This window comes from Promicromonospora iranensis (genome assembly GCF_028994775.1).
Classification (GTDB): domain Bacteria; phylum Actinomycetota; class Actinomycetes; order Actinomycetales; family Cellulomonadaceae; genus Promicromonospora; species Promicromonospora iranensis_A.
This window is the reverse complement of record NZ_JAJQMN010000010.1, coordinates 141,319-160,323: the sequence shown is the minus strand read 5'-3', so window position 1 is coordinate 160,323 and position 19,005 is coordinate 141,319. Positions and strand designations below refer to the sequence as shown.

At 71.8% G+C, this 19,005-nt stretch carries 17 protein-coding genes; 7 read left to right on the top strand and 10 right to left on the bottom strand.

Translation table 11 applies throughout. From position 1 onward, the window contains the following. Position 1 precedes the first annotated feature (1 nt). Together LUU90_RS19515 and LUU90_RS19510 are read right to left on the bottom strand one after the other, a co-directional pair. On the bottom strand, positions 2–1,318 hold the full coding sequence (locus LUU90_RS19515) for an ABC transporter substrate-binding protein (protein WP_275005488.1): 1,317 nt from the start codon (positions 1,316–1,318) through the stop codon (positions 2–4). 78 nt (positions 1,319–1,396) lie between these two features. Then, positions 1,397–2,410, bottom strand: a complete 1,014-nt coding sequence (locus LUU90_RS19510; RefSeq protein WP_275005487.1) for a LacI family DNA-binding transcriptional regulator — start codon at positions 2,408–2,410, stop codon at positions 1,397–1,399. Positions 2,411–2,471: 61 nt separating this feature from the next. On the opposite strand from LUU90_RS19510, the gene glgB reads away from it, so the two are divergent. Then, positions 2,472–4,829 carry a 1,4-alpha-glucan branching protein GlgB gene (glgB, locus tag LUU90_RS19505; protein ID WP_275005485.1) on the top strand — a complete coding sequence of 786 codons (2,358 nt, stop codon included), beginning with the start codon at positions 2,472–2,474 and terminating at the stop codon, positions 4,827–4,829. 90 nt (positions 4,830–4,919) lie between these two features. Here the strand turns inward: glgB and LUU90_RS19500 are convergent, their stop codons facing one another. The 4 genes from LUU90_RS19500 to LUU90_RS19485 form a co-directional block, all read right to left on the bottom strand. Next, positions 4,920–5,882 carry a tetratricopeptide repeat protein gene (locus LUU90_RS19500; protein ID WP_275005483.1) on the bottom strand — a complete coding sequence of 321 codons (963 nt, stop codon included), beginning with the start codon at positions 5,880–5,882 and terminating at the stop codon, positions 4,920–4,922. A gap of 90 nt (positions 5,883–5,972) precedes the next feature. Beyond that, complete coding sequence (locus LUU90_RS19495; protein WP_275005482.1) at positions 5,973–7,001, bottom strand: hypothetical protein; 1,029 nt, start codon at positions 6,999–7,001, stop codon at positions 5,973–5,975. 65 nt (positions 7,002–7,066) lie between these two features. Next, positions 7,067–8,074, bottom strand: a complete 1,008-nt coding sequence (locus LUU90_RS19490) for a hypothetical protein (RefSeq protein ID WP_275005481.1) — start codon at positions 8,072–8,074, stop codon at positions 7,067–7,069. Next, a complete protein-coding gene (locus tag LUU90_RS19485; RefSeq protein WP_275005480.1) occupies positions 8,074–9,519 on the bottom strand; it encodes a hypothetical protein in 1,446 nt (481 codons plus the stop codon). The genes LUU90_RS19490 and LUU90_RS19485 overlap by 1 nt, the downstream gene beginning before the upstream one ends. A gap of 339 nt (positions 9,520–9,858) precedes the next feature. Here LUU90_RS19485 and LUU90_RS19480 point away from each other — a divergent pair, with 339 nt between their 5' ends. After that, a complete protein-coding gene (locus tag LUU90_RS19480; RefSeq protein WP_275005478.1) occupies positions 9,859–11,421 on the top strand; it encodes a DivIVA domain-containing protein in 1,563 nt (520 codons plus the stop codon). A gap of 100 nt (positions 11,422–11,521) precedes the next feature. On the opposite strand, the gene LUU90_RS19475 is transcribed toward LUU90_RS19480, so the two are convergent. From LUU90_RS19475 to LUU90_RS19465, 3 genes are read right to left on the bottom strand one after another with little or no spacing between them, the layout of a single operon-like run. Next, the gene (locus LUU90_RS19475) at positions 11,522–12,340 is read right to left on the bottom strand and encodes an alpha/beta fold hydrolase (RefSeq protein ID WP_275005476.1); all 819 of its coding nucleotides are present in this window, start codon (positions 12,338–12,340) and stop codon (positions 11,522–11,524) included. A 28-nt stretch (positions 12,341–12,368) separates the two neighbouring features. Further along, positions 12,369–13,142 (bottom strand): alpha/beta hydrolase, encoded by a 774-nt coding sequence (locus LUU90_RS19470; RefSeq protein ID WP_425596262.1) that lies wholly within the window; start codon positions 13,140–13,142, stop codon positions 12,369–12,371. Positions 13,143–13,177: 35 nt separating this feature from the next. Next, positions 13,178–13,477, bottom strand: coding sequence for a hypothetical protein (locus LUU90_RS19465; RefSeq protein WP_275005473.1), 300 nt, complete (start codon positions 13,475–13,477; stop codon positions 13,178–13,180). Positions 13,478–13,630: 153 nt separating this feature from the next. Between LUU90_RS19465 and LUU90_RS19460 the strand changes: the two genes are divergently transcribed. After that, a complete protein-coding gene (locus LUU90_RS19460; protein ID WP_275005472.1) occupies positions 13,631–14,608 on the top strand; it encodes an FKBP-type peptidyl-prolyl cis-trans isomerase in 978 nt (325 codons plus the stop codon). Positions 14,609–14,738: 130 nt separating this feature from the next. Next, positions 14,739–15,266 carry a phosphoribosyltransferase gene (locus LUU90_RS19455; protein WP_275005470.1) on the top strand — a complete coding sequence of 176 codons (528 nt, stop codon included), beginning with the start codon at positions 14,739–14,741 and terminating at the stop codon, positions 15,264–15,266. Here LUU90_RS19455 and LUU90_RS19450 read toward each other — a convergent pair. Beyond that, on the bottom strand, positions 15,208–15,921 hold the full coding sequence (locus LUU90_RS19450; RefSeq protein WP_275005468.1) for a phosphatase PAP2 family protein: 714 nt from the start codon (positions 15,919–15,921) through the stop codon (positions 15,208–15,210). The genes LUU90_RS19455 and LUU90_RS19450 overlap by 59 nt on opposite strands. Positions 15,922–16,063: 142 nt before the next feature. Here LUU90_RS19450 and LUU90_RS19445 point away from each other — a divergent pair, with 142 nt between their 5' ends. The 3 genes from LUU90_RS19445 to LUU90_RS19435 all read left to right on the top strand — a co-directional run bounded on the left by LUU90_RS19445 (position 16,064) and on the right by LUU90_RS19435 (position 18,994). Then, entirely contained in the window at positions 16,064–17,638 is a 1,575-nt protein-coding gene (locus LUU90_RS19445; RefSeq protein ID WP_275005467.1) for a sensor histidine kinase, read from the top strand. After that, the gene (locus tag LUU90_RS19440) at positions 17,635–18,309 is read left to right on the top strand and encodes a response regulator (protein ID WP_275005466.1); all 675 of its coding nucleotides are present in this window, start codon (positions 17,635–17,637) and stop codon (positions 18,307–18,309) included. The genes LUU90_RS19445 and LUU90_RS19440 overlap by 4 nt, the downstream gene beginning before the upstream one ends. Positions 18,310–18,418: 109 nt before the next feature. Continuing rightward, positions 18,419–18,994 carry an iron transporter gene (locus LUU90_RS19435; protein ID WP_275005464.1) on the top strand — a complete coding sequence of 192 codons (576 nt, stop codon included), beginning with the start codon at positions 18,419–18,421 and terminating at the stop codon, positions 18,992–18,994. Positions 18,995–19,005: the final 11 nt, after the last annotated feature.

The window sequence follows — 19,005 nt, the reverse complement described above, 5'->3', positions numbered from 1 at the left end:
CTCAGCCGACCGCTGCGCGGGCCGTCGCCCACCGCTCGTTCAGGCTCGCGAAGAAGGACTCCTTGTCGCCGTCCTTCGCGCCGCGGGCGATGTCCACGAGCTCCTGCCGGTAGATGTTGCCGTAGAGGTCCACCTCGGACTCGCTCACGACGTTCGCCTCGTAGGCCTCCTTGCCCGGCGGCGCCGGGTCGAGCGGCACCAGCTCGACCCCCGCGTCGGTGAAGCCGGCCAGCGTCTCCGGCGTCGGACCGTCGACGAGCGGCGAGAGCCCGCCCTCGTCGTAGGCGTAGCCCGACTCCGCCGCGAACCACTCGATCCACGCCCAGGCCGCGGCCTTGTGCTCGCTGTGCACGTTGATCGCGTTCTTGTAGTCACCGGCCACCTGCGCGTGGAACGTGCCGTCCACCTGGTACGGGAACGGCATGTAGCCGATGTCGTCGGCCGAGCCGCCGGCATCCTCCGCCGCCTGCTGCATCTGCGTGATCGCCCACGAGCCGAGCAGCATGGTGCCCACCTTGCCCGTGCCGAGCAGGGTCTTGGACTCCTCCCAGTTGGTGGTGGTCGGGTCCTCCTCGGACAGGCCGCCGGCCACGATGTCGAACAGCAGGCCGTCGGAGATGTGGTGCCACTCGCCGGGAGCCCAGGGTGTGTCGGTGTAGGCGACGTGCTCGTTCGCGTAGGCCGGGTCCCCCATGGCGCCGCGGTTGCCGTCCCACTGGCTCAGCGGCCAACCGTCGGCGTAGTTCGTGTAGTAAGGGACGGCGTCGGTCTTGTCCTTGATGGCCCGCAGGTCGTCGAGCAGCTCGTCGGGCGTGGTCGGCCAGTCGGTGAGCCCGGCGTCCGCCCAGACCTTCTTGTTGTAGACGATGCCCTGGGTGTTGACGGTGATCGGGATGCCGTACGCCTGTCCCTCGTAGGCCTCCTCCTCGAGGAGCGCGTACTTCTCGCCCAGCTCCTCGACACCGCCCAGGGGCTCGAAGAAGGTGCCCAGCTTGTCCGGGGTGACGCTGTTCGGTATGAGCAGCACGTCGCCGTAGTCCTGGGTGTTCATACGGACCGCTATCTCGCCCTCGTAGTCCGTCATGGACTCGAAGCTCACGGTGACGTCCGGGTACTCCTTCTCGAACTGCTCCTTGTAGTCCTGGAACACCGTGTCGACGAGGTCGGTGCGCTGGGTGATCACCGTGATCTCGCCCGACGGCTCGCCCTCGATCCCGTCACCGCCCGCGGCCGCGCCGCCGGCTCCGCCCGTGCATGCCGCGAGCGCCAGGGCTGCCGCTGCGCCCGTGGTCGCGGCCAAGATGTGCTTCCTCGCCATCTCGATCACTCTCGTCTCCATCGACTCGTCCCGGGACGGTCCCCGGGGCGTGCGACCGAGTGAAGCGGTTAAGTTGGCTTAAGTCAAAGGTCCCGTCGTACCCCTCACCCGCAGCTGCGGGGTCGAGTCGTGGAACCCACCGACGGGCTCTCCGGCCATCCGGTCGAACAGGCGGCGCGCCACGTGCGCGCCGTACGCGACGACGTCGTGGCTGAGCGAGGTGAGCTGCGGGAAGGTCGCCTGGCAGAGCGGGGAGTCGTCCCAGGCGATGAGCGAGAGGTCGTCGGGCACCGTCAGGGCCAGCTCGGCGGCGACACCCAGGCCGGACAGCGCCATCACGTCGTTGTCGTAGACGATGGCGGTGGGCCGCCGGCCGGAGCCCAGCAGGTCGCGCGTGGCCAGCGCTCCTTGCTCCGGCGTGTAGTCGGTGGACCGCAGCTGGCCACGCATCCCGAGCGCCGTCGTCTCGCTCCGGAACGCCTCGTCGCGGATCGAGGTGTGCCCGAACCCCTCGGAGCCGGCGACCCGCGCGACGTCGCGATGACCCAGGGTGTGCAGGTACCGCACGGACTCGCGCATCGCGGCGGCGTCGTCGGTCCACACCGTGGTGAGGCCCTCGGCCAGGCCGGGGTCGCCGACCACCACGGCAGGAAGCGCCTCGGGCACGCTGAGCATGGCGATGCGCGGGTCGTCGAGGCGAGGGTCCACCACGACGATGCCGTCGACGCGGCGGGCGGCGCGCCACTTGCGATAGGTGCGTACCTCGGCGTCGAGATCGGGTGCCACCTGCAGCAGCAGGCCGTAGTCACGCTCGGTGAGGACCGACTCGATGCCCGCGACGAACTGCATGTAGAACGACTCGAACCCGAGCGTCTGCGGGTCTCGCGCCAGCACGAGACCCACCGTCTCGGTACGGGCGCCCGACAGGGACCGGGCGGCGGAGCTGGGCGCCCAGCCCAGGTCCGCCGCGATCGCCAGGATCCGCTCGCGGGTGGCCTCGGAGACGCCGGGCCGTCCGTTGAGCGCGTAGGAGACCGCGCCGGTGGAGACTCCGGCGCGACGAGCGATGTCGGCGATGGTGATTCGTGCCATGAAGGACATCATGTCGTGTGACGTGTCGCACGCCCCGCACCTGACGTGGAAAGGTAAACCCATGGCAGATCTGCCCGACGTCGACCTTGAGATCCTGACCGCTATCGCGTCCGGGACCCACCACGATCCGCACACCGTGCTCGGCCCCCACCTGCTGGACGGGCCCTGGGCGGTGGTCCGCGCCTTACGGCCGCTCGCCGACGAGGTGGTCGTGACCACCTCGGGCCCGAGCGGGGACGCGGAGGTGTCCGCGACCCACGAGGGAGCGGGGGTGTGGGCCGCGGTCGTGCCCGCGATCGAGGGCCCGGACGGGTCCCGGCACGCCCCGGACTACCGCATCCGCACCCGGTCGGGCACGGACACCTGGACCGCCGACGACCCGTACCGGTTCCTGCCGACCCTGGGCGAGGTCGACCTGCACCTGATCGGTGAGGGGCGGCACGAGCAGCTCTGGCAGGTGCTCGGCGCCAACCTGCACCGGTATCCGAGCGCGGCCGGCGACATCGCCGGCGTCGCCTTCGCCGTGTGGGCCCCGAACGCCCGCGGCGTGCGCCTCGTGGGCGACCACAACGGCTGGGGCGGCACGCATCCCATGCGGTCGCTCGGTTCCACCGGCGTCTGGGAGCTGTTCGTCCCGGACGTCGGCCCTGGTCTGCGGTACAAGTTCGAGATCCTGGGGGCCGACGGCGTCTGGCGCGCCAAGGCGGACCCCCTCGCCAAGGCGACCGAGCAGCCGCCCGCGACGGCGAGCGTCGTGACGACCTCGACCCATGAGTGGCAGGACGGCGCGTGGCTCGAGACGCGGACGGCGACGGACCCGCACTCCGCGCCGCTGAGCGTGTACGAGGTGCACCTGGGCTCCTGGCGACCGGGTCTCGGGTACCGGGAGCTCGCGGAGCAGCTGACCGCCTACGTCTCCGAGCAGGGGTTCACGCACGTCGAGCTGCTGCCCGTCGCGGAGCACCCGTACGGCGGGTCGTGGGGCTACCAGGTCACCAGCTACTACGCGCCGACCTCGCGGTTCGGCTCGCCCGACGACTTCCGGTACCTCGTGGACCGGCTCCACCAGGCCGGGATCGGCATCATCCTCGACTGGGTGCCCGCGCACTTCCCGCGCGACGAGTTCGCCCTCGCCCGGTTCGACGGCTCGCCCCTGTACGAGCACCCCGACCCGCGGCGCGGCGAGCAGCAGGACTGGGGCACGCTGATCTTCGACTTCGGCCGGCGCGAGGTGCGCAACTTCCTGGTGGCGAACGCGACCTACTGGTTCGAGGAGTTCCACGTCGACGCGCTGCGCGTGGACGCCGTCGCCTCGATGCTCTACCTCGACTACTCCCGCAAGGAGGGCGAGTGGGCGCCGAACGTGCACGGCGGGCGGGAGAACCTCGAGGCCATCGCGTTCCTGCAGGAGACCAACGCGACCGCGTACCGGCGCACCCCCGGGGTCATGATGATCGCCGAGGAGTCCACGGCCTTCCCGCAGGTCACCGGCCCCACGTCGAGCGGAGGGCTCGGCTTCGGCCTGAAGTGGAACATGGGCTGGATGAACGACACCCTCCGCTACCTGGCCGAGGACCCGTACAACCGGCGCTACCACCACGGCGAGCTCACCTTCTCGCTCGTGTACGCGTTCACCGAGCAGTTCGTGCTGCCGATCAGCCACGACGAGGTCGTCCACGGCAAGGGGTCGTTGCTGGGCAAGATGCCGGGCGACCGCTGGCAGCAGCTCGCCGGCGTGCGGTCCTTCCTCGCCTACCAGTGGACGCATCCGGGCAAGCAGCTGCTCTTCATGGGCTGCGAGTTCGCCCAGGAGAGCGAGTGGTCCGAGTCGGACGGGCTGCCCTGGCACCTGCTCGGCGAGGCCGGCCACGCCGGCGTGCAGCACCTCGTCCGGGACCTGAACGCGCTCTACCGCGCGACGCCGGCGCTGTGGGAGCTGGACTTCGACCCCGCGGGGTTCGAGTGGCTCGAGGGCGACGACGCCGACCACAACGTGCTCGCCTACGTGCGCCGGTCCCGCTCGGGCGACCCGGTGGTCGTCGTCGTCAACTTCGCGGGCGTGCCCCACGAGGGATACCGGCTGCCCCTGCCGACGCTGCCCCTGACGGAGCCCGCCGCGCCCGCGGTGCCCACCCTCCCCGCCGAGCCTGCCTCGGCCGCGGACGGGCCCGCACCGGTCGGCTCCGTCGAGATCCTGGCCGCGACCGGCCCGAGCGACGCGGACGAGCCGACCGTGGCGACGGTGTGGCGCGAGGCGCTCAACACCGACGCGACGATCTACGGCGGTTCGGGTGTGGGGAACATGGGCCGCGTGCACGCCGAGCCCGTCCCGCACCACGGCCGTGCCTGGTCCGCAGTGGTGCGGGTCCCGCCGCTCGGCGCCCTGGTCCTGGTCCCGGAGCGCCCGGCGGCCGACTGACGACCGCCCCGTCCACTTCGAGGCCTAAGTTTCTCGCGCTTCAGCAACCTGAGAGCGAAGAAACTTAGGCCTCGAAGGCGCTGCTGGGGATCAGTACAGACTGATCGCGAGGCGCTTGCGCGCCTTGCTCACCCGCGGGTCCGCCGTGCCGGCGACCTCGAAGAGCTCCAGCAGGCGCACGCGGAGCTTCTCCTTGCCGTCGGCGTCGGAGTCGGGCAGCAGGTCGAGCAGGCGCGCGAACGCGTCGTCCACCTTGCCACCCAGCATGTCCAGGTCGGCGACGGCGAGCGCCGCGTCGACGTCGGACGGCGCGTCCGCCGCCGCCTGCCGCACCGCGACGAGGTCGGCGTCCCGGGTGCGCTGCATGAGGCGCACCTGGGCGAGGCCGGCCGTCGCGTCGGAGTCCTTGGGATCCTGCCGGAGGGCCTTCTCGTAGGCGGCCGCGGCGGCGTCCAGGTCGTCACGCTCGATCGCGTCGTACGCCTCCTGGTGCAGCGGCGGGAGCGGCTGCTCGGCCTCGGCCTCGGGCTCGTCCGCCACGGGCGCGGCGCCCGGGGCACGACCCTGGACACCGTTCTGCTCGGCGGCCGCGAGGACCTGGTCCAGCACGCCACGGATCTGCTGCTCCTCGGCGGCGCCCTGGAACAGCGGGAGCGGCTGGCCCTGCAGCACCGCGACCACGGTGGGCACGCCCTGCACCTGGAAGGCGGCGGCGACCTGCGGGGACGACTGCGCGTCGACGCGCCCCAGGAGGAACCGTCCGGCGTACTCCTCGGCGAGGCGGCCCAGGGTGACACCGAGCTCGGCGTTCGCCTGATCGGTCGGGATCCAGATCAGCATCACCACCGGATAGGTGGACGAGTCGCGAACCAGCTGTTCGAAGTTCGCCTCGCTGACGTCCACCACGAAGCCGCCGGCTTCGGGGGCGCCACCGGGTTCACCGGGTGGCGGCGCCTGGGGACGGTTGAGGGCGGACAGGTCGACGGCGCCGCGCACCGCGAACTCGGGCTGTGCGCTCCGGGCGGGCCCGGGCTGAGGGGACGGACTGCTCATGGGGCAATCCTAATGACCACAGGGCCGCTCACCCGCCGACTCCGCTCTCGGCGAGATCCGTCGGAGGTGGCGCGTGCCGGGCCCGGGCCGTCAGTCGTTCGCGACGGCGTAGGGCACACGATGGTGGCCGACCAGGCTGACCGGGGCGTCCGAGTCCGCGGGCGGCACGTAGAGGGCGACCATGTCGCGGTAGACGACGCGCACCACGTTCGTCTGCTCCGTGTCGGCCCAGAGCGCCCTGGCCGACGGCGTGAGCGGTGCCAGCTTCCATCTCTCCTCGGCCCGTACCGTCTCCTGGCTGATCATCGCCCCGAGCACGAGGGCACCGCCGTCGACCGTGCGGACCGCCTTCACCGGGTCCTTCGTCGGCTCGTACGCGATCTTGAAGGCGCCCTTGCCGTCCTTCGCCTCGATCGCGTCGACCTGCAGCTTGCCGTACGACCGGAGCAGCCGGCGCAGCTCGTCGTCGTCGGTGAAGGCGCCGGCGTACTGCGAGCGCTCGCCGACGGTCAGCACCGACGCGTACTGCGCGACGGCCGCCTCGGGTGTCGCCTTGAGCGTCGTGTCGTCCGCCGCGACCGCGGGGCTGCCCAGGGCGGGGTCCGCGAAGCGGGGCATGGTGGTGTTGGGCAGCAGCTGGACGTAGCCCCAGAGCTTGTACTGCTCCCGCGCGGACGCCTGCTCGAAGGCCGCGAGCACCGGCGTGCCCTTGCCCTTCGGCTGGACGCCTATGCCGTAGCTGCTGCGCGGCCAGCCCTGCTCCGACGGCAGGACCACCTGCTGCATCTCCAACGACAGGTCGGTCAGCCGCGTGCCGTCGACCTCGGCCGCGGCGACCTTCAGCTCGGCCTGCCGCATCGCGAGCGCAGGTCCGGAGAGACGGGAGGCCAGCGATCTCGCCTCGTCCGCCCGGTCCGCCTCCGCGACGACGCCGGAGACCCGGTCCAGGATCTTCAGCTCCTGCGCCTCGCTGACCACGGCCGCGACCACCGGCTCGTCGGCCACCGGGGTGGGCGGCTCGACGGTGCAGCCGACGGCCAGCAGCGCGACGGCCGCGGTCGCGGCCAGGCAGCCGGCGCCCCGCCGTCGGACCCGGGAACGAGCTCTGGAACGCGGCAAGGGTGGCCTCCGTAGGTTCACGGAGGCCACCCTAGCGGCGGACTGCGGGTCGGTGACCGACCAGCTCAGCCGTTCGAGACCGAGCTCGGCACGTGCTCGTAGCCGACCAGGCTGATCTCGTCGTCCGAGTCCTTGGGCGGCACGTACATCGCGACCATGTCCTTGTAGTTGACCTCGACCACGTTGGTCACGTCGGTGTCGCCCCAGAGCGCCTGGGTGGTCTTGGTGGGCGGGCCGATCTCGCAGCCCTCCTCCCGGGCGGTGATCGTCTCCTGGCTGATCATCGCCGCCATCACCAGGGCACCACCGTCCGCCGTGCGGACCGCCTTCACCGGGTCCTTCGTGGGCTCGTACTCGACCTTGAAGGCGCCGCGGCACTCCTCCTTGTTGATCGCGTCGACCTGGAGCTTGCCGTAGTCCCGGAAGAACTGGCGCAGGTCGTCGTCGGCGAAGGAGTCGGCGTACTTCGAGTCCTTGTCGACGGTGAGCGCCGAGGCGTACTGCTTGATCGCGTCGGTGGGCGTCACCTTGAGGCTCTCGTCGTCCGGCGGGACGGCGGGGCTGCCCAGCTCGGCCTCCGCGAACTGCGGCATGGTCACGCCCGGCAGCAGACGCACCCAGCCCCACAGCTTGTACTGGTCACGGGCGGTGGCCTGGTCGAACGACATGAGCACCGGCGTCGTGAGGTCCTTGGGCTGCACGGTGATGGCAAAGCTGCTGCGCGGCCACTCCTGGTCCGACGGCAGGATCACCTGCTGCATCTCCATGGTCAGGTCGGTCAGCGGCTCCGTGTCGCCGCGGGCGTCGGCGACCTTGAGCTGGGTCTCGCGGATGTCGAGCGCGGGCCCGGACAGACGCGGTTCGAGCTTCTCGGCGTCCTTGGCCTTGGTCACCTCCCCGACGACTCCCGCGACCTTGTCCAGGATCTCGCGTTCCTGGGACTGCGTGACGACAGCCGCCGCGACGGGCGCTTCCGGCTTCGGGGTCGGGAGCTCCTCGGCACAGCCGGTGAGCAGACCCGTGGCGAGCACGGTTGCTACCACGGCCGTGGCGCGGGTCGTGGTGCGTCTCATCAGTTACCTCCGTCGTTCCCGGTGACGCCCCAGGTCTGGCGCCACGCGGCAGCTCGGCTGCTCGGTGTCTGCGGCTGCTCGGCCTCGGGCTCGGGCTCTGGTTCGGCCGCGGGCACGGCGGGCATGGCGCCCGTCGCAGCCCTGCGCTGCGCCTGCTCGCGCATGCGCAACTCGCGCCGGGTCATCGGCCTGCCCGACGCCGCGGAGGCGGCCGGGTCGGCCTGGTCGGCCTGCGCTGCGGACGGCGTCTCGGACGGCGCCGGTCCCTGCTCGGGTGCGGTACCGCCGAACGGCGTTCGCTGAGCCGGCGGCTGTGCGCCGGCCGCGGGTGCTGCTCCGGGGGCCTGTCCACGGCGCCGCCGGATCCCGCGGACGGACGCCACGGGAGCGGCGACCGGCTCGGGAGCCTGCTCGGGCACGGGCGGCGGGGTGATGGGAGCTGCTCCGCCGAACGGCGCGGGCGCACCCCAGGACCGCGTGTGCTCGGGTTCGGTCAGGTCAGGTTCCGGACGCGGCATGGGGCTCTGTACCGGGCTCTGTACCGGGCTCTGTACTGGACGCAGCTCCGGACGGTCCCGCCCCGGCAGCTCCGGGCGCACCGGCGGGTAGACCGCCGTACCGCCCTCGGCCGGGTCGCCCAGCGCGGGCGGGAAGCCGACGGCGGGCTCGTGCCCGGCCGGGCTCGACCCCTCGCCGTCGATACCGAAGGCCGCGTCGCGACGCGGCAGGTCGGGGTCCGGCTGCCGGGTGCGGACAGCGGACGGCGAGCGCCCCTTGCCCGCGCTGCGCTTGGCGCTGCGGCGCGCGCCGATGGCCATGAAGACACCGAGGATCAGAAGGAGAGCGCCACCCAGGACACCGGGCCACAGGTACGGGGTGCTCGCCTGGCGAGGCCAGGTGAGCTCGAGCGTGGGCGCCTCCGCGTTCTTGCCGACGCCCGCGGCCAGCAGGACCACGCGGCCGGGCTGCTCGGTCCAGCGCATCGAGACGGTGGTCTCGCCACTCACCTCGGAGATCCACATGTCGGAGCCTGCGGGATCGGGACCGGTGCTCGGCTTCTCGGCCGGTGCCTCGTCCGTCTCCTCGCCCTCGGCCGCCTCCTCCTCGGGGGCGGCGGCGGTGCCCGGGGCGACGCTCAGCGTCTCCCAGGAGGACAGGCCGGTCACGGAGTCAAAGGGGTCGTCGCCCACCCAGCCGAGCACGTCGACGTCGGACCCGAGCGCGAGCGTGACCTTCTGCCCCTCGGGGACAGTGGCTCGCACGGTCACCTGGTCGTCGACCAGGCCGAGCACACCGGGCTCGGTCACGACCATGGTTCCGTCACCGCTGGGGGTCGCGGTCGCGACGACGGTGTCGGACTCGCGCAGGACGGTTGCCGTCGCGACCCCGAAACCGATCCCGCCGAGGCCGGCAAGGATCAGGAGGATCGCCAAAAAGCGTTGCACCACCGATTCCCTTCGAATTTAGGGCGCGCAGCCCGTCGATCAGGTGGATGTTCCAGCATAGGGACCGTACGAGGAGCCCTGTCCAATGACGGGTGTGCTTGTGCGGTTCGGTCGGGATTCTCACCCTTCCTTCACGGGGTGTCTCGGAACCGCCGTCGTCGCACGGGCCGTGTGAGCCAGCGGAGAGTATCCCAGGCATTCCGTACATTGCATCTGCATGCGGAGTATCCACATCCGCACAAGGCACGTATCCTGGGCGCCGGACGGGCGGTATAAGCCACGTCCCAGGGGGGAGCCTGACCCGCGCCTCACCAAGTTCCGACACTGGAGGTCTGCACCGTGTCCGACGAGCGCTCGCTCTTTCCGACTGCCATGCGTGGGTACGACCGCGACCAGGTTCACGCGCACCTGGACCGACTGAACCACGCCCTCGAAGAGGCTCGTCGGCAGGTCGAAGCCTCCGACAGCCGCGCCATGCAGCTCACGCAGGATCTCACCGACGCCAAGCGCAACCTGCGCGAGACCGAGAAGCCCTCGTACGCCGGCCTCGGGTCACGCATCGAGCTGCTGCTGCGCTCCGCCGAGGACCAGTCGACCGACATCATCAACCAGGCCAACCAGCAGGCCGCCGACATCATGGCACGGGCAAAGCTGTCCGCCGGGCAGGTGCGCTCGCGCGCCGAGTCCGAGGTCGCCGAGATGCTCGCCAGCGCCCGCCGCGAGGCCGAGGAGATCCGCACCACGACGTCCGCGGAGGCCGAGGGCCACCTGCTCGCCGCCCAGCGCCGCGCCGAGGAGCTCGTCGGCTCCGCGGAGCGCGAGTCCGCGCAGATCGCCAGCGCCATCAGCGCCGAGGAGAGCGAGCGCCGGGCCAGCCTGGAGCGCGAGCTCGGCACCCTGCGCTCGACGGTCGAGCGCGAGACCACGGAGCTGCGGGTCAAGACCGAGGCCGACGCCGCCAAGCTCCGCAGCGAGGTCGCTGCCGAGACCAGCGAGCAGCGTGAGACCGCCGAGCGCGACGCGTCCGCCATGCTCGCGAGCGCCCGTGCCGAGTCCGAGCAGATCCTCTCCGAGGCACGCCGTCAGGCTGCCGAGGCAGCCAACGCCGTCACCAGCGAGATGGAGGAGCTGCGCGAGCAGGCCCGTGCGGCGCTCGCCCAGGCCGAGCTCGACATCGTGCACCGCAAGGAGAGCGTCGAGAAGGAGCTCGCCGAGCGGCACGAGACGGCCAAGGCCGAGACCGCCAAGCTGGTCAAGACGGCGGAGGAGCACGCGGCAGAGGCAGAGAAGCGGGTCGCGGTCGCCCTGGAGCAGTCCGAGAAGATCCGCGCGGAGTCCGACGTCTACGTCAAGGACCTCGTGGCCGACGCCCGCAAGTCCGCGGACCGGATCGTGGCCGAGGCCAGGGAGTTCGCGGAGCAGACGATCGACGACGCCCGTGCCGAGGCGGAGTCGAGCCGGTCGGCCGCGCAGCACCAGCTCGAGGACCTGACGCGTCAGCACGACTCGATCAACTCCTACCTGGACGAGCTGCGCGGCATGCTCGGTACGCCCGCCACGCCGGGTGCGCCGGCCGCTCCGGTGCCCAGCCCGCCGGCCAAGCCGGCTAGCCTCTCCGGCGCGACGCCCGCGCAGCAGGCCCGCTTCGCCGTCGTCGGCGACGGCACCGAGGCCGAGCCGGACGTGCCGGAGTCCACCGACACGGGCTCGATGCCCGCGTCGATCCCGCCGAGCAACCCGACGCCCGTGCCCGTCGGCACGGCGACGGTCGTCATCCCGTCGGTCAAGGGCACCAAGGCGAGCACGAAGGCCGGCCAGAACGCTGCCGACTCGGCCGCCTCCCCCACGGAGAGCGACGACTCCGAGGAGCCGGTCTCCGAGAAGGCCGGGGCGTCCAGCTGACCCGCTGAACCAACGCGTCGCAGACGAACGGCGGCTCTCCCACAGGGGAGAGCCGCCGTTCGTCCGTCCGGGTGCTGCCGACTCCGCGTGACCGCTCGGCTCAGTGGTGGGCCACGACCTGCATGTGCAGGAGGCCCAGGGCCGCGGCGACGGCCTGCGGGTCCTCGAGGGCGCTCATGTGACCCACGCCGGGCACGAGCGTGAGCGCCGCATCGCCGCCGGAGTGCGCGGAGGGTGCGCCGGCGGCCTGGACCATGTGCTCGGCCTCGGCCAGCGGCGTGATGGTGTCCTCGGTGCCCACCACGACGGCGACCGGGGCGGCGAAGCGTTCGAGCACCGCCGTCCGGTCCGGGCGGGACGCCATCGCTCGCTGCGCCCACGCGACGCCGGCAGGTGACTGAGCACGGATCCAGGAGTCCAGCACCGGGAACAGGTGCCGCCTGCGCTCCGTGGTCGTGGCACCCACCAGGTCGGCGGGCATGCCGAGCACGGCGTCCACCGTCTGGCTGGACTCCGCCGCGGCGGCGATCCGGAGGCGCTTGGCGCGTGCCTCGTCAGTGTCCGCGGTCGACTTGGTGTTCACGAGCCCGAGCCCGGCGACGAACCCGGGGTGCCGTTCGGCCAGGGCGAGCGCCACGTATCCGCCCATCGAGTGCCCGACGACCACCGCGTTGCCCTCGCCCGCGGCGACCATGGTCCGGTACACCCAGTCGGCCGCGTGCTCGATGCTCGGCTGGTACCCGTCCAGGTCGCTGTGCCCGGCTCCCGGCAGGTCGACTCCGATGGCGCGGGTGCCCGGCGGCAGGTGCGCGGCGCAGGCCGCCCACATCCGGTGGTCCAGCGGGAAGCCGTGCAGCAGCACGAGCGGAAGTCCGCCGCCGTCGTGCAGGGTGAAGGTGGCCAGCGCTTGTGAGGTCATCGTCGTCCTCCTGTGGTGGTGGTACTGCTCAAGAAGCTCCTACCGGTCCGTCCCAGTGCGTCGGCAGCGGCAGCGGGTGGTCGGGCAGCACGTGGGCCACCACCTCGTTCAGGACGCGGGCGACAGCCGGCTCTCCGACCCACAGGTGCTTGGCCCCGTCGACGCCGATCACCTCGGCCTGCGGCACGCGCGCGAAGCGCCGCCGGGCCTCGTCCGGCCGCAGGTAGTCGTCGAGCTCGGGCACCAGGACGACGAGCGGCTTGCCGAACGCCGCCCAGCGGTCCAGGTCCTCGTCGGTGGCGCGGTGCAGCGGCGGCGACAGGAGGATCGCACCCTCGATGCTCGGGTCGGTCCCGTGCTTGAGCACCAGCTCGGTGCCGAAGGACCAGCCGACCAGCCAGGGCCGGGGCAGCCCACGGAACTCGGCCAGCTCGATCGCCGCCGCGACGTCATAGCGTTCCGCGTCACCGCCGTCGAACGTGCCCTCGCTCGTACCCCGCGGGGACGATGTGCCGCGCGTGTTGAACCGCAGGACCGCGAGGTTCGCCAGGGCGGGCAACCGCCACGCCGCCTTGCGGTACACGTGGGAGTCCATGAACCCGCCGTGCGTCGGCAGGGGGTGGAACGTCAGCAGGCTGGCCAACGGTTCGCTGTCCTCGGGCAGGGCCAGCTCGCCCACGAGGGTCAGGCCGTCGGCGGTGTGCAGCTCGATGTCCTCCCGCTGTGCGGGCAGGACGGTGAGCGAGCGGATCTGGTGGGTCGTCTGGCCGGAGGCCTCGTCCGGCGTCGCTTCAGTGGTCATCGGTCCCATTCTCACCCCGCTGCCCGACCGCGGGCTCACCTGAGGTTGGTGCGACGCTGCCAGCAGCTGTTGTGCCAGTGCCGTCGACCGTCCAGCCCCGCCTCGGGCCCCCCGAGCACGTCCGTCTGCCACGCGACCACGTGCGCGGTGCCCGGCGTCACCTCCTGGCGGCACGCAGGGCAGATGTATGTCTTGTCGGACGACCGGATGCGCTGCACCACCCACTCACCGTCGGCCGCCGACTCGCTGCGCCGTCCGCCCGTCGCCCGATCGAGGTCGAGAGGGACGTGGTCCGCGGCGTACGGACGCTTGCTGGAGCGGCGCTTCGACGGCATGGCATCTATTCTTCCGCAGGGTGGGGCGGACGGCTCGATCCTCCCCGAGAACTGCTCGTATCGCGCACCACACTGCCTGGGAGCCCCACTCATTTCCGCCCGCTAGAGTGTGGCGGTCCCCAGCAAGGCGCAAACCCGACCGAAGGACTACTCGTGAAGCACCGCACCACTGCCGGCCTGGCAGCCGTCGCGCTGGCAACCATCGCGCTCACCGGCTGCGCAAGCGGCGACGACTCCGGGGACGGCAACGCTGCCGCCTCCAACGGGAACGTCTGCGAGGTGACGCCGGCTGCTGAGCCGTCGCCCGCGCCGAGCCCGTCCGAGGCGGATGTCAAGGCCGTCGACGCGATCGAGGTCTCGGGCCCGGTCGGCAAGGAGCCAGAGGTCTCCTTCAAGGCACCGCTGCAGGTCGAGAGCCCGACGTCCCGCGTGGTCGATGAGGGCACCGGCGAGGAGCTGGCCGAGGGCTCCCAGGTGACCATCAACTACGTGGTCCTCGCGGGCAAGGACGGCAAGACGAGCGGCTCGACCTGGGAGACCAAGAAGCCCGAGTCGTTCACGCTCGGCGACCCCCAGTACGACCTCCTGAACGACCGCCTGATCGGCCAGAAGGTCGGCGCGCGCATCGTAATGGCGAGCACCGCCATGGACCAGACCATCCAGGTCACGATGGTCGAGGTCTCCGAGGTCAAGGAGATCCCGACCCGGGCCGAGGGTGCCGAGGTCGCTCCGGAGGAGGGCCTGCCCACCGTCGAGCTGGCCGACGACGGCCAGCCGACCGTCACCATCCCCGAGGGCTACGAGGAGCCCACCGACCTGGTGGTCCAGCCCCTCATCGAGGGTGACGGCGCAGAGGTCACCAAGGACCAGACGGTCACCGTCCAGTACGCGGGCTGCCTGCTCGACGGCACGTCGTTCGACTCCTCCTGGAGCCGCGGCACCCCGACGTCGTTCCCGCTCAACGGCGTGATCCCGGGCTGGACCAACGGCATCGCCGGCCAGAAGGTCGGCAGCCAGGTGCTGCTCGTCGTCCCGGCGGACCAGGGCTACGGCGACCAGGAGAACGGCGCCATCCCCGCGAACTCGACGCTCGTGTTCGTGGTCGACATCCTCGAGGCCAAGGCGGCCTGACCTTCCCGGGCCGTCCGCCCGCGGACGGGTCTGAGATGTCGCGCACTCCACGTGCGCATCGCCGCTGGTCACGGCGTAGGCGTGGCGGGTACCCGAGCCGGGTGCCCGCCACGTCTCGTAGGGTCCTCCTATGACCTCGACAGACCTTCCCGACGCTGAGCCCGCCTCCATCCCGGAGCGGGAGGTACTCACCTGGGAGACGTTCCCCGACGCGGTGCGTGACCTGGCCCACAAGGTGGTCGACAGCGGGTTCGTACCCGAGGTCGTGATCGCCGTCGCGCGCGGCGGCCTGGTTCCCGGTGGCGCCATGGCGTACGCGCTCGGCACCAAGGGCGTCGGCACGCTGAACGTCGAGTTCTACACGGACATCGGCAAGACGCTCGACGACCCTCGCGTTCTGCCGCCCCTGATGGACACGTCCGAGCTCCCCGGCGCCAAGGTCCTGGTCGTGGACGACGTCGCCGACTCGGGCCGCACCCTTGCCCTCGTCATGGACCTCCTGGAGAAGCAGGGCGCCGAGGCTCGCTCGGCCGTGCTGTTCACCAAGCCGCGCACGATCATCCAGCCCGACTACTCGTGGAAGGACACGGACCTGTGGATCACCTTCCCGTGGTCCGCCGAGCCTCCGGTGACCGGCGCGAGGTCGATCGACGCATGAGCCGCTGACCTCCGGTGTGCACGGCCAGGGCCACCAGGCAGGTGACCACGACGCCGAGGGCCAGCCCGGAGGCGACGTCGTGCACGTAGTGGACGCCCGCGGCGACGCGGGCGCCCGCCACGGCCAGCGCCACCGGCAGGACCACCGGCCACAGCCGCGGTACGACGAGCAGGCACGCGACGGCGAGCGCGCCCGCGATGGTCGCGTGGTTGCTGGGCCAGGACCAGTCCCCTGGCACGGGACACGCCAGCACCGTGTCGATGTCGACCGCGCGGCACGGCCGTTCCTCGGTGACCAGAAGCTTCACGATCTCGCTTGTCGCGTACGCCGCGACCGTACCGACCCCGGCTGCCGCGAGCAGCCCGAACCCCGGACGGTCGCGGAGCCACGTGTACAGCGCGAGGCCCGCGGTCACGGCGAGGAGCACCAGTAGTCCCTTGTCGGCGACCAGGCCTGCGATGCCCGCGAGAGGCGACCCGGCAGCTCCGCCCGCGACGTTCTCGAAGAGAGTCTCCCGTGCGGGCCATGTCAGGAGCGCGAGGGCGCTCAGCGCCAGGAACGTGCTCAGCACGACGGACAGGGCGGCGCGCGGGACCCGGCTCCGGGCGGGCGCCGCCGGACGGTGTGCGGCTGGTGCATGGCGTGTTGTGGTCATGCCGAGAACGCTAGAAATCCGCAGGGCGTCGCGGATCTGGCCTAGGTCAGGAGCCGCCTATGACCCTGGTCCTACGTGACCCGTCCCAAGATCAGCCCTGGGCAGGAAGCGGGTATCGACGCCCTTCGGCGACGATGGTCCGGTGACCCCACCGACCCGGATCGACACCGAGTACTCACCTGGGAACGCCGCAGCGTGGTCGCTGCGGTTCATCCTGGCTGCGGTGTTCGCCGTGCTCCTGGTCCTCGCCGGCGTGGACCCGTGGTGGATGCTGGCGCTGGCAGCCGTCGCCGCACCGCTCGGGCTGACCGACGGTGGTGTGCGGCTGGGCGTCGTCGGCATGGCTGTCGCCGTGGCGGCGGGCGCGTTCGCCGTGCTGGTCGGCTGGGCCGACCTGCGGGACGCCCTCGTCACGGCGGCCCGCGGTGTCGTGACCGGCGTGCTGCCGTGGTCGGTGGCCATCGCTTGGCGCGCCCGCCGGGCGGGCGAGGCCGACGCGGCTCGGGCACTCCTCCGCGAGCAGGAAGCCCGGCGCATGCGTGCGGAGGCTGACCTCGCGCGGCAGCGGTTGCAGCTCGCCGAGAGCCTGCACGACGACCTGGGTCATGCCCTCAGCCTGGTCGCCGTCAACCTCGGCCGGCTCGAGCTCGAGCTCGAGCGGGACCCGGAGATCGACCGGTCGCGCAGCGCCGCCGGACCGGAGTCGGCAGGACCGGAGTCGGCAGGGCGGGAATCAGCGGTGCGGGAGTCGGTCGGGCTCGCGCGGAGCCAGGTCTCGGACGCCGTCGCCCGTCTGGGCGCCTCGGTGCAGACCCTCCGTACCGGACTCGCCGACGATGCGCCCAGCTTGCCGGCGGAGGACATCCAGGCGGAGCTCGACATGCTCGTGCAGGACGCGCGCCGTGCGGGCGCCGACGTCGACCTCACGGGCTCAACCGGGCCCGACGCTCTGGCCGGCTTCGGGCCTGCCGTCCTCCGGGTGGTCCGGGAAGGGCTCACGAACGCGCTCAAGCACGCACCGGGTCAGCCCGTCCGCGTCGTGCTGGACGCAGGCTCGGAACGTCTCCTGATCACCGTGCACAATCCGCTGCCTGGCTCTTCGGACGGCTCACCGACGGCCGATGCGCAGGTACCCGCTGTCGGCGGCACGGGTGTCCGATCGCTCACCGACCACGTGCGTGCCCGGGGTGGCTCGGTCGCGGCGGGTTCGGTGGACGGGGAGTACGTGCTGCGGGCGGAGCTGCCTCCCGTGAGCAGCACTCGACGCGGTGCCGGCAACGGTCACGCAGCGGGTCGTCCAGGCACTGAGAGCGAGGGGACGCTGAGCCAGGGTCCGCTGGATGCCGACGCGGTCACCCACGGGCTGTACCGTGCTCGGCGCCGGGGCGGGGCGCTGCTGCTGGCCGCGGTCCTGGTACCGGCGGCGGCGCTCGTCGTGGTCGCGGCGGCGATCCAGCTCTCCGACCATCTCGACGCGCGCCGCGCACGGCTGGACCCGGAGACTTTCGCTCGGATCGCGGTAGGGGACGCCCGGTTCGACGTCCGGTCGCTGCTGCCCCCGGCCACCCTCGACCCGCCGTCGGGCGCCGACCCGTCGTGCGACTACTACGCGGTCACTGCCGACCCGCTCGCCGACGCGTCCGGCGACGCCTACCGGATCTGCTGGGCAGACGGTCGGGTCGCCTCGACAGATCTCGTCGTCGGCGGCGCGCGATGAACGGGACCGGACCTGCCACGCCGCTGCGCGTGGTGATCGCCGACGACGAGCCCCTCGTCCGCGCCGGTCTGGCGGGGATCGTGGAGACCGATGACGGTGTCCGCGTCGTCGGGCAGGCGTCCTCGGGTGAGGAGGCCCTGGCAGCGGTCCGGGCACATCGGCCCGATGTCGTGCTGCTGGACGTGCGGATGGGAACGATGAGCGGCCTGGACGTTCTCGCTGAGCTCCGACGTTCGGCGGAGCACCTGCCATGCCTCATGGTCACCACGTTCGGTGAGGACGACTACGTCGCGGAGGCGATCAGGCTGGGTGCCGACGGCTTCGTCCTGAAGTCTGGCGACCCCCGTGAGCTGCTGCTCGCGGTACACGCTGCGGCGTCGGGCGGCGCCTACTTCTCCCCCGCCGTGTCGCGGCGCCTGCTGCAGACCGGGCTGGGCACGCGGTTCGTCGCCCAGCAGGACGCACGGGAGCGGTTCGCCCGCCTCACCCAGCGCGAGCAGGAAGTACTGACCCTGATGGGCGACGGTCTCGCGAACCCGGAGATCGCCGTGCGACTCCACCTGGCGGAGGGAACGGTCAAGGTGCACGTCACCTCGATCCTCCGCACGACAGGCGCGCGCAACCGGGTGGAGGCGGCACTGATCGCAGCGCAGGCCCGAACTCCTGGATAGTCGAGGCCGTCACGACGTAGCGACTCCGGCCTCGGGCGAGCCCCAGGTGCGAGGTGCCGAGCAACGGTGCAACCTCGAAGAACACCCACCACGTCCCCAGGAGGCCCGGATGACGACGGCACCCAGCACCCCGCCCGCGGACCCCAGCTCGTCGGAGGCCACCGAGCGCCAGCTGCGGCTCGGCGCCGCCCAAGGTGAGGCCTACCGGAAGGCCCTCGACCACATGGCTCAGGACGTCGCCAAGGCCGGGGGCACGCAACGAGCCGGCGACTACCTGGTCGGCTACGCCATCGAGGACGCCGAGGGGATGTACCACCTGGAGGACGGGGAGCTGGTGTGGCACAACCCGGGTGACACCAACGCCCACGTAGAGGTCGTCGTCTGCGACGCGGGCGACGGCCGCTTCGTCCCCGGCCTGGACGTGAGCGCGACCCTCGTGACACCCGGCGGCCAGGAGCTCGGGCCGTTCCCGCAGGAGCTGGTCTGGCACCCGATGCTCTACCACTACGCCCGCAACTGGGAGCTCCCGGAGGACGGCGACTACACCCTGCGTGTGCACGTGGAGCCGCCGACCTTCATGCGGCACGACGAGATCAACGGACGGCGGTTCGTGGCACCCGTCGACGTCGAGTTCACCGGTGTGCGCATAGAACGTGGTGCCGAGCCCGTCGACCCGCCGGCCTGACCACCGGGAGC

Coding starts and splice junctions, on each gene's coding strand:
- LUU90_RS19500 (WP_275005483.1), bottom strand. CDS start 5,882: ATGAGCAGTCCGTCCCCTCAGCCCGGGCCCGCCCGGAGCGCACAGCCC.
- LUU90_RS19465 (WP_275005473.1), bottom strand. CDS start 13,477: ATGCCGTCGAAGCGCCGCTCCAGCAAGCGTCCGTACGCCGCGGACCAC.
- LUU90_RS19435 (WP_275005464.1), top strand. CDS start 18,419: ATGACGACGGCACCCAGCACCCCGCCCGCGGACCCCAGCTCGTCGGAG.
- LUU90_RS19510 (WP_275005487.1), bottom strand. CDS start 2,410: ATGGCACGAATCACCATCGCCGACATCGCTCGTCGCGCCGGAGTCTCC.
- LUU90_RS19490 (WP_275005481.1), bottom strand. CDS start 8,074: ATGAGACGCACCACGACCCGCGCCACGGCCGTGGTAGCAACCGTGCTC.
- LUU90_RS19470 (WP_425596262.1), bottom strand. CDS start 13,142: ATGACCACTGAAGCGACGCCGGACGAGGCCTCCGGCCAGACGACCCAC.
- LUU90_RS19450 (WP_275005468.1), bottom strand. CDS start 15,921: ATGACCACAACACGCCATGCACCAGCCGCACACCGTCCGGCGGCGCCC.
- LUU90_RS19440 (WP_275005466.1), top strand. CDS start 17,635: ATGAACGGGACCGGACCTGCCACGCCGCTGCGCGTGGTGATCGCCGAC.
- LUU90_RS19515 (WP_275005488.1), bottom strand. CDS start 1,318: ATGGCGAGGAAGCACATCTTGGCCGCGACCACGGGCGCAGCGGCAGCC.
- LUU90_RS19475 (WP_275005476.1), bottom strand. CDS start 12,340: ATGACCTCACAAGCGCTGGCCACCTTCACCCTGCACGACGGCGGCGGA.
- glgB (WP_275005485.1), top strand. CDS start 2,472: ATGGCAGATCTGCCCGACGTCGACCTTGAGATCCTGACCGCTATCGCG.
- LUU90_RS19455 (WP_275005470.1), top strand. CDS start 14,739: ATGACCTCGACAGACCTTCCCGACGCTGAGCCCGCCTCCATCCCGGAG.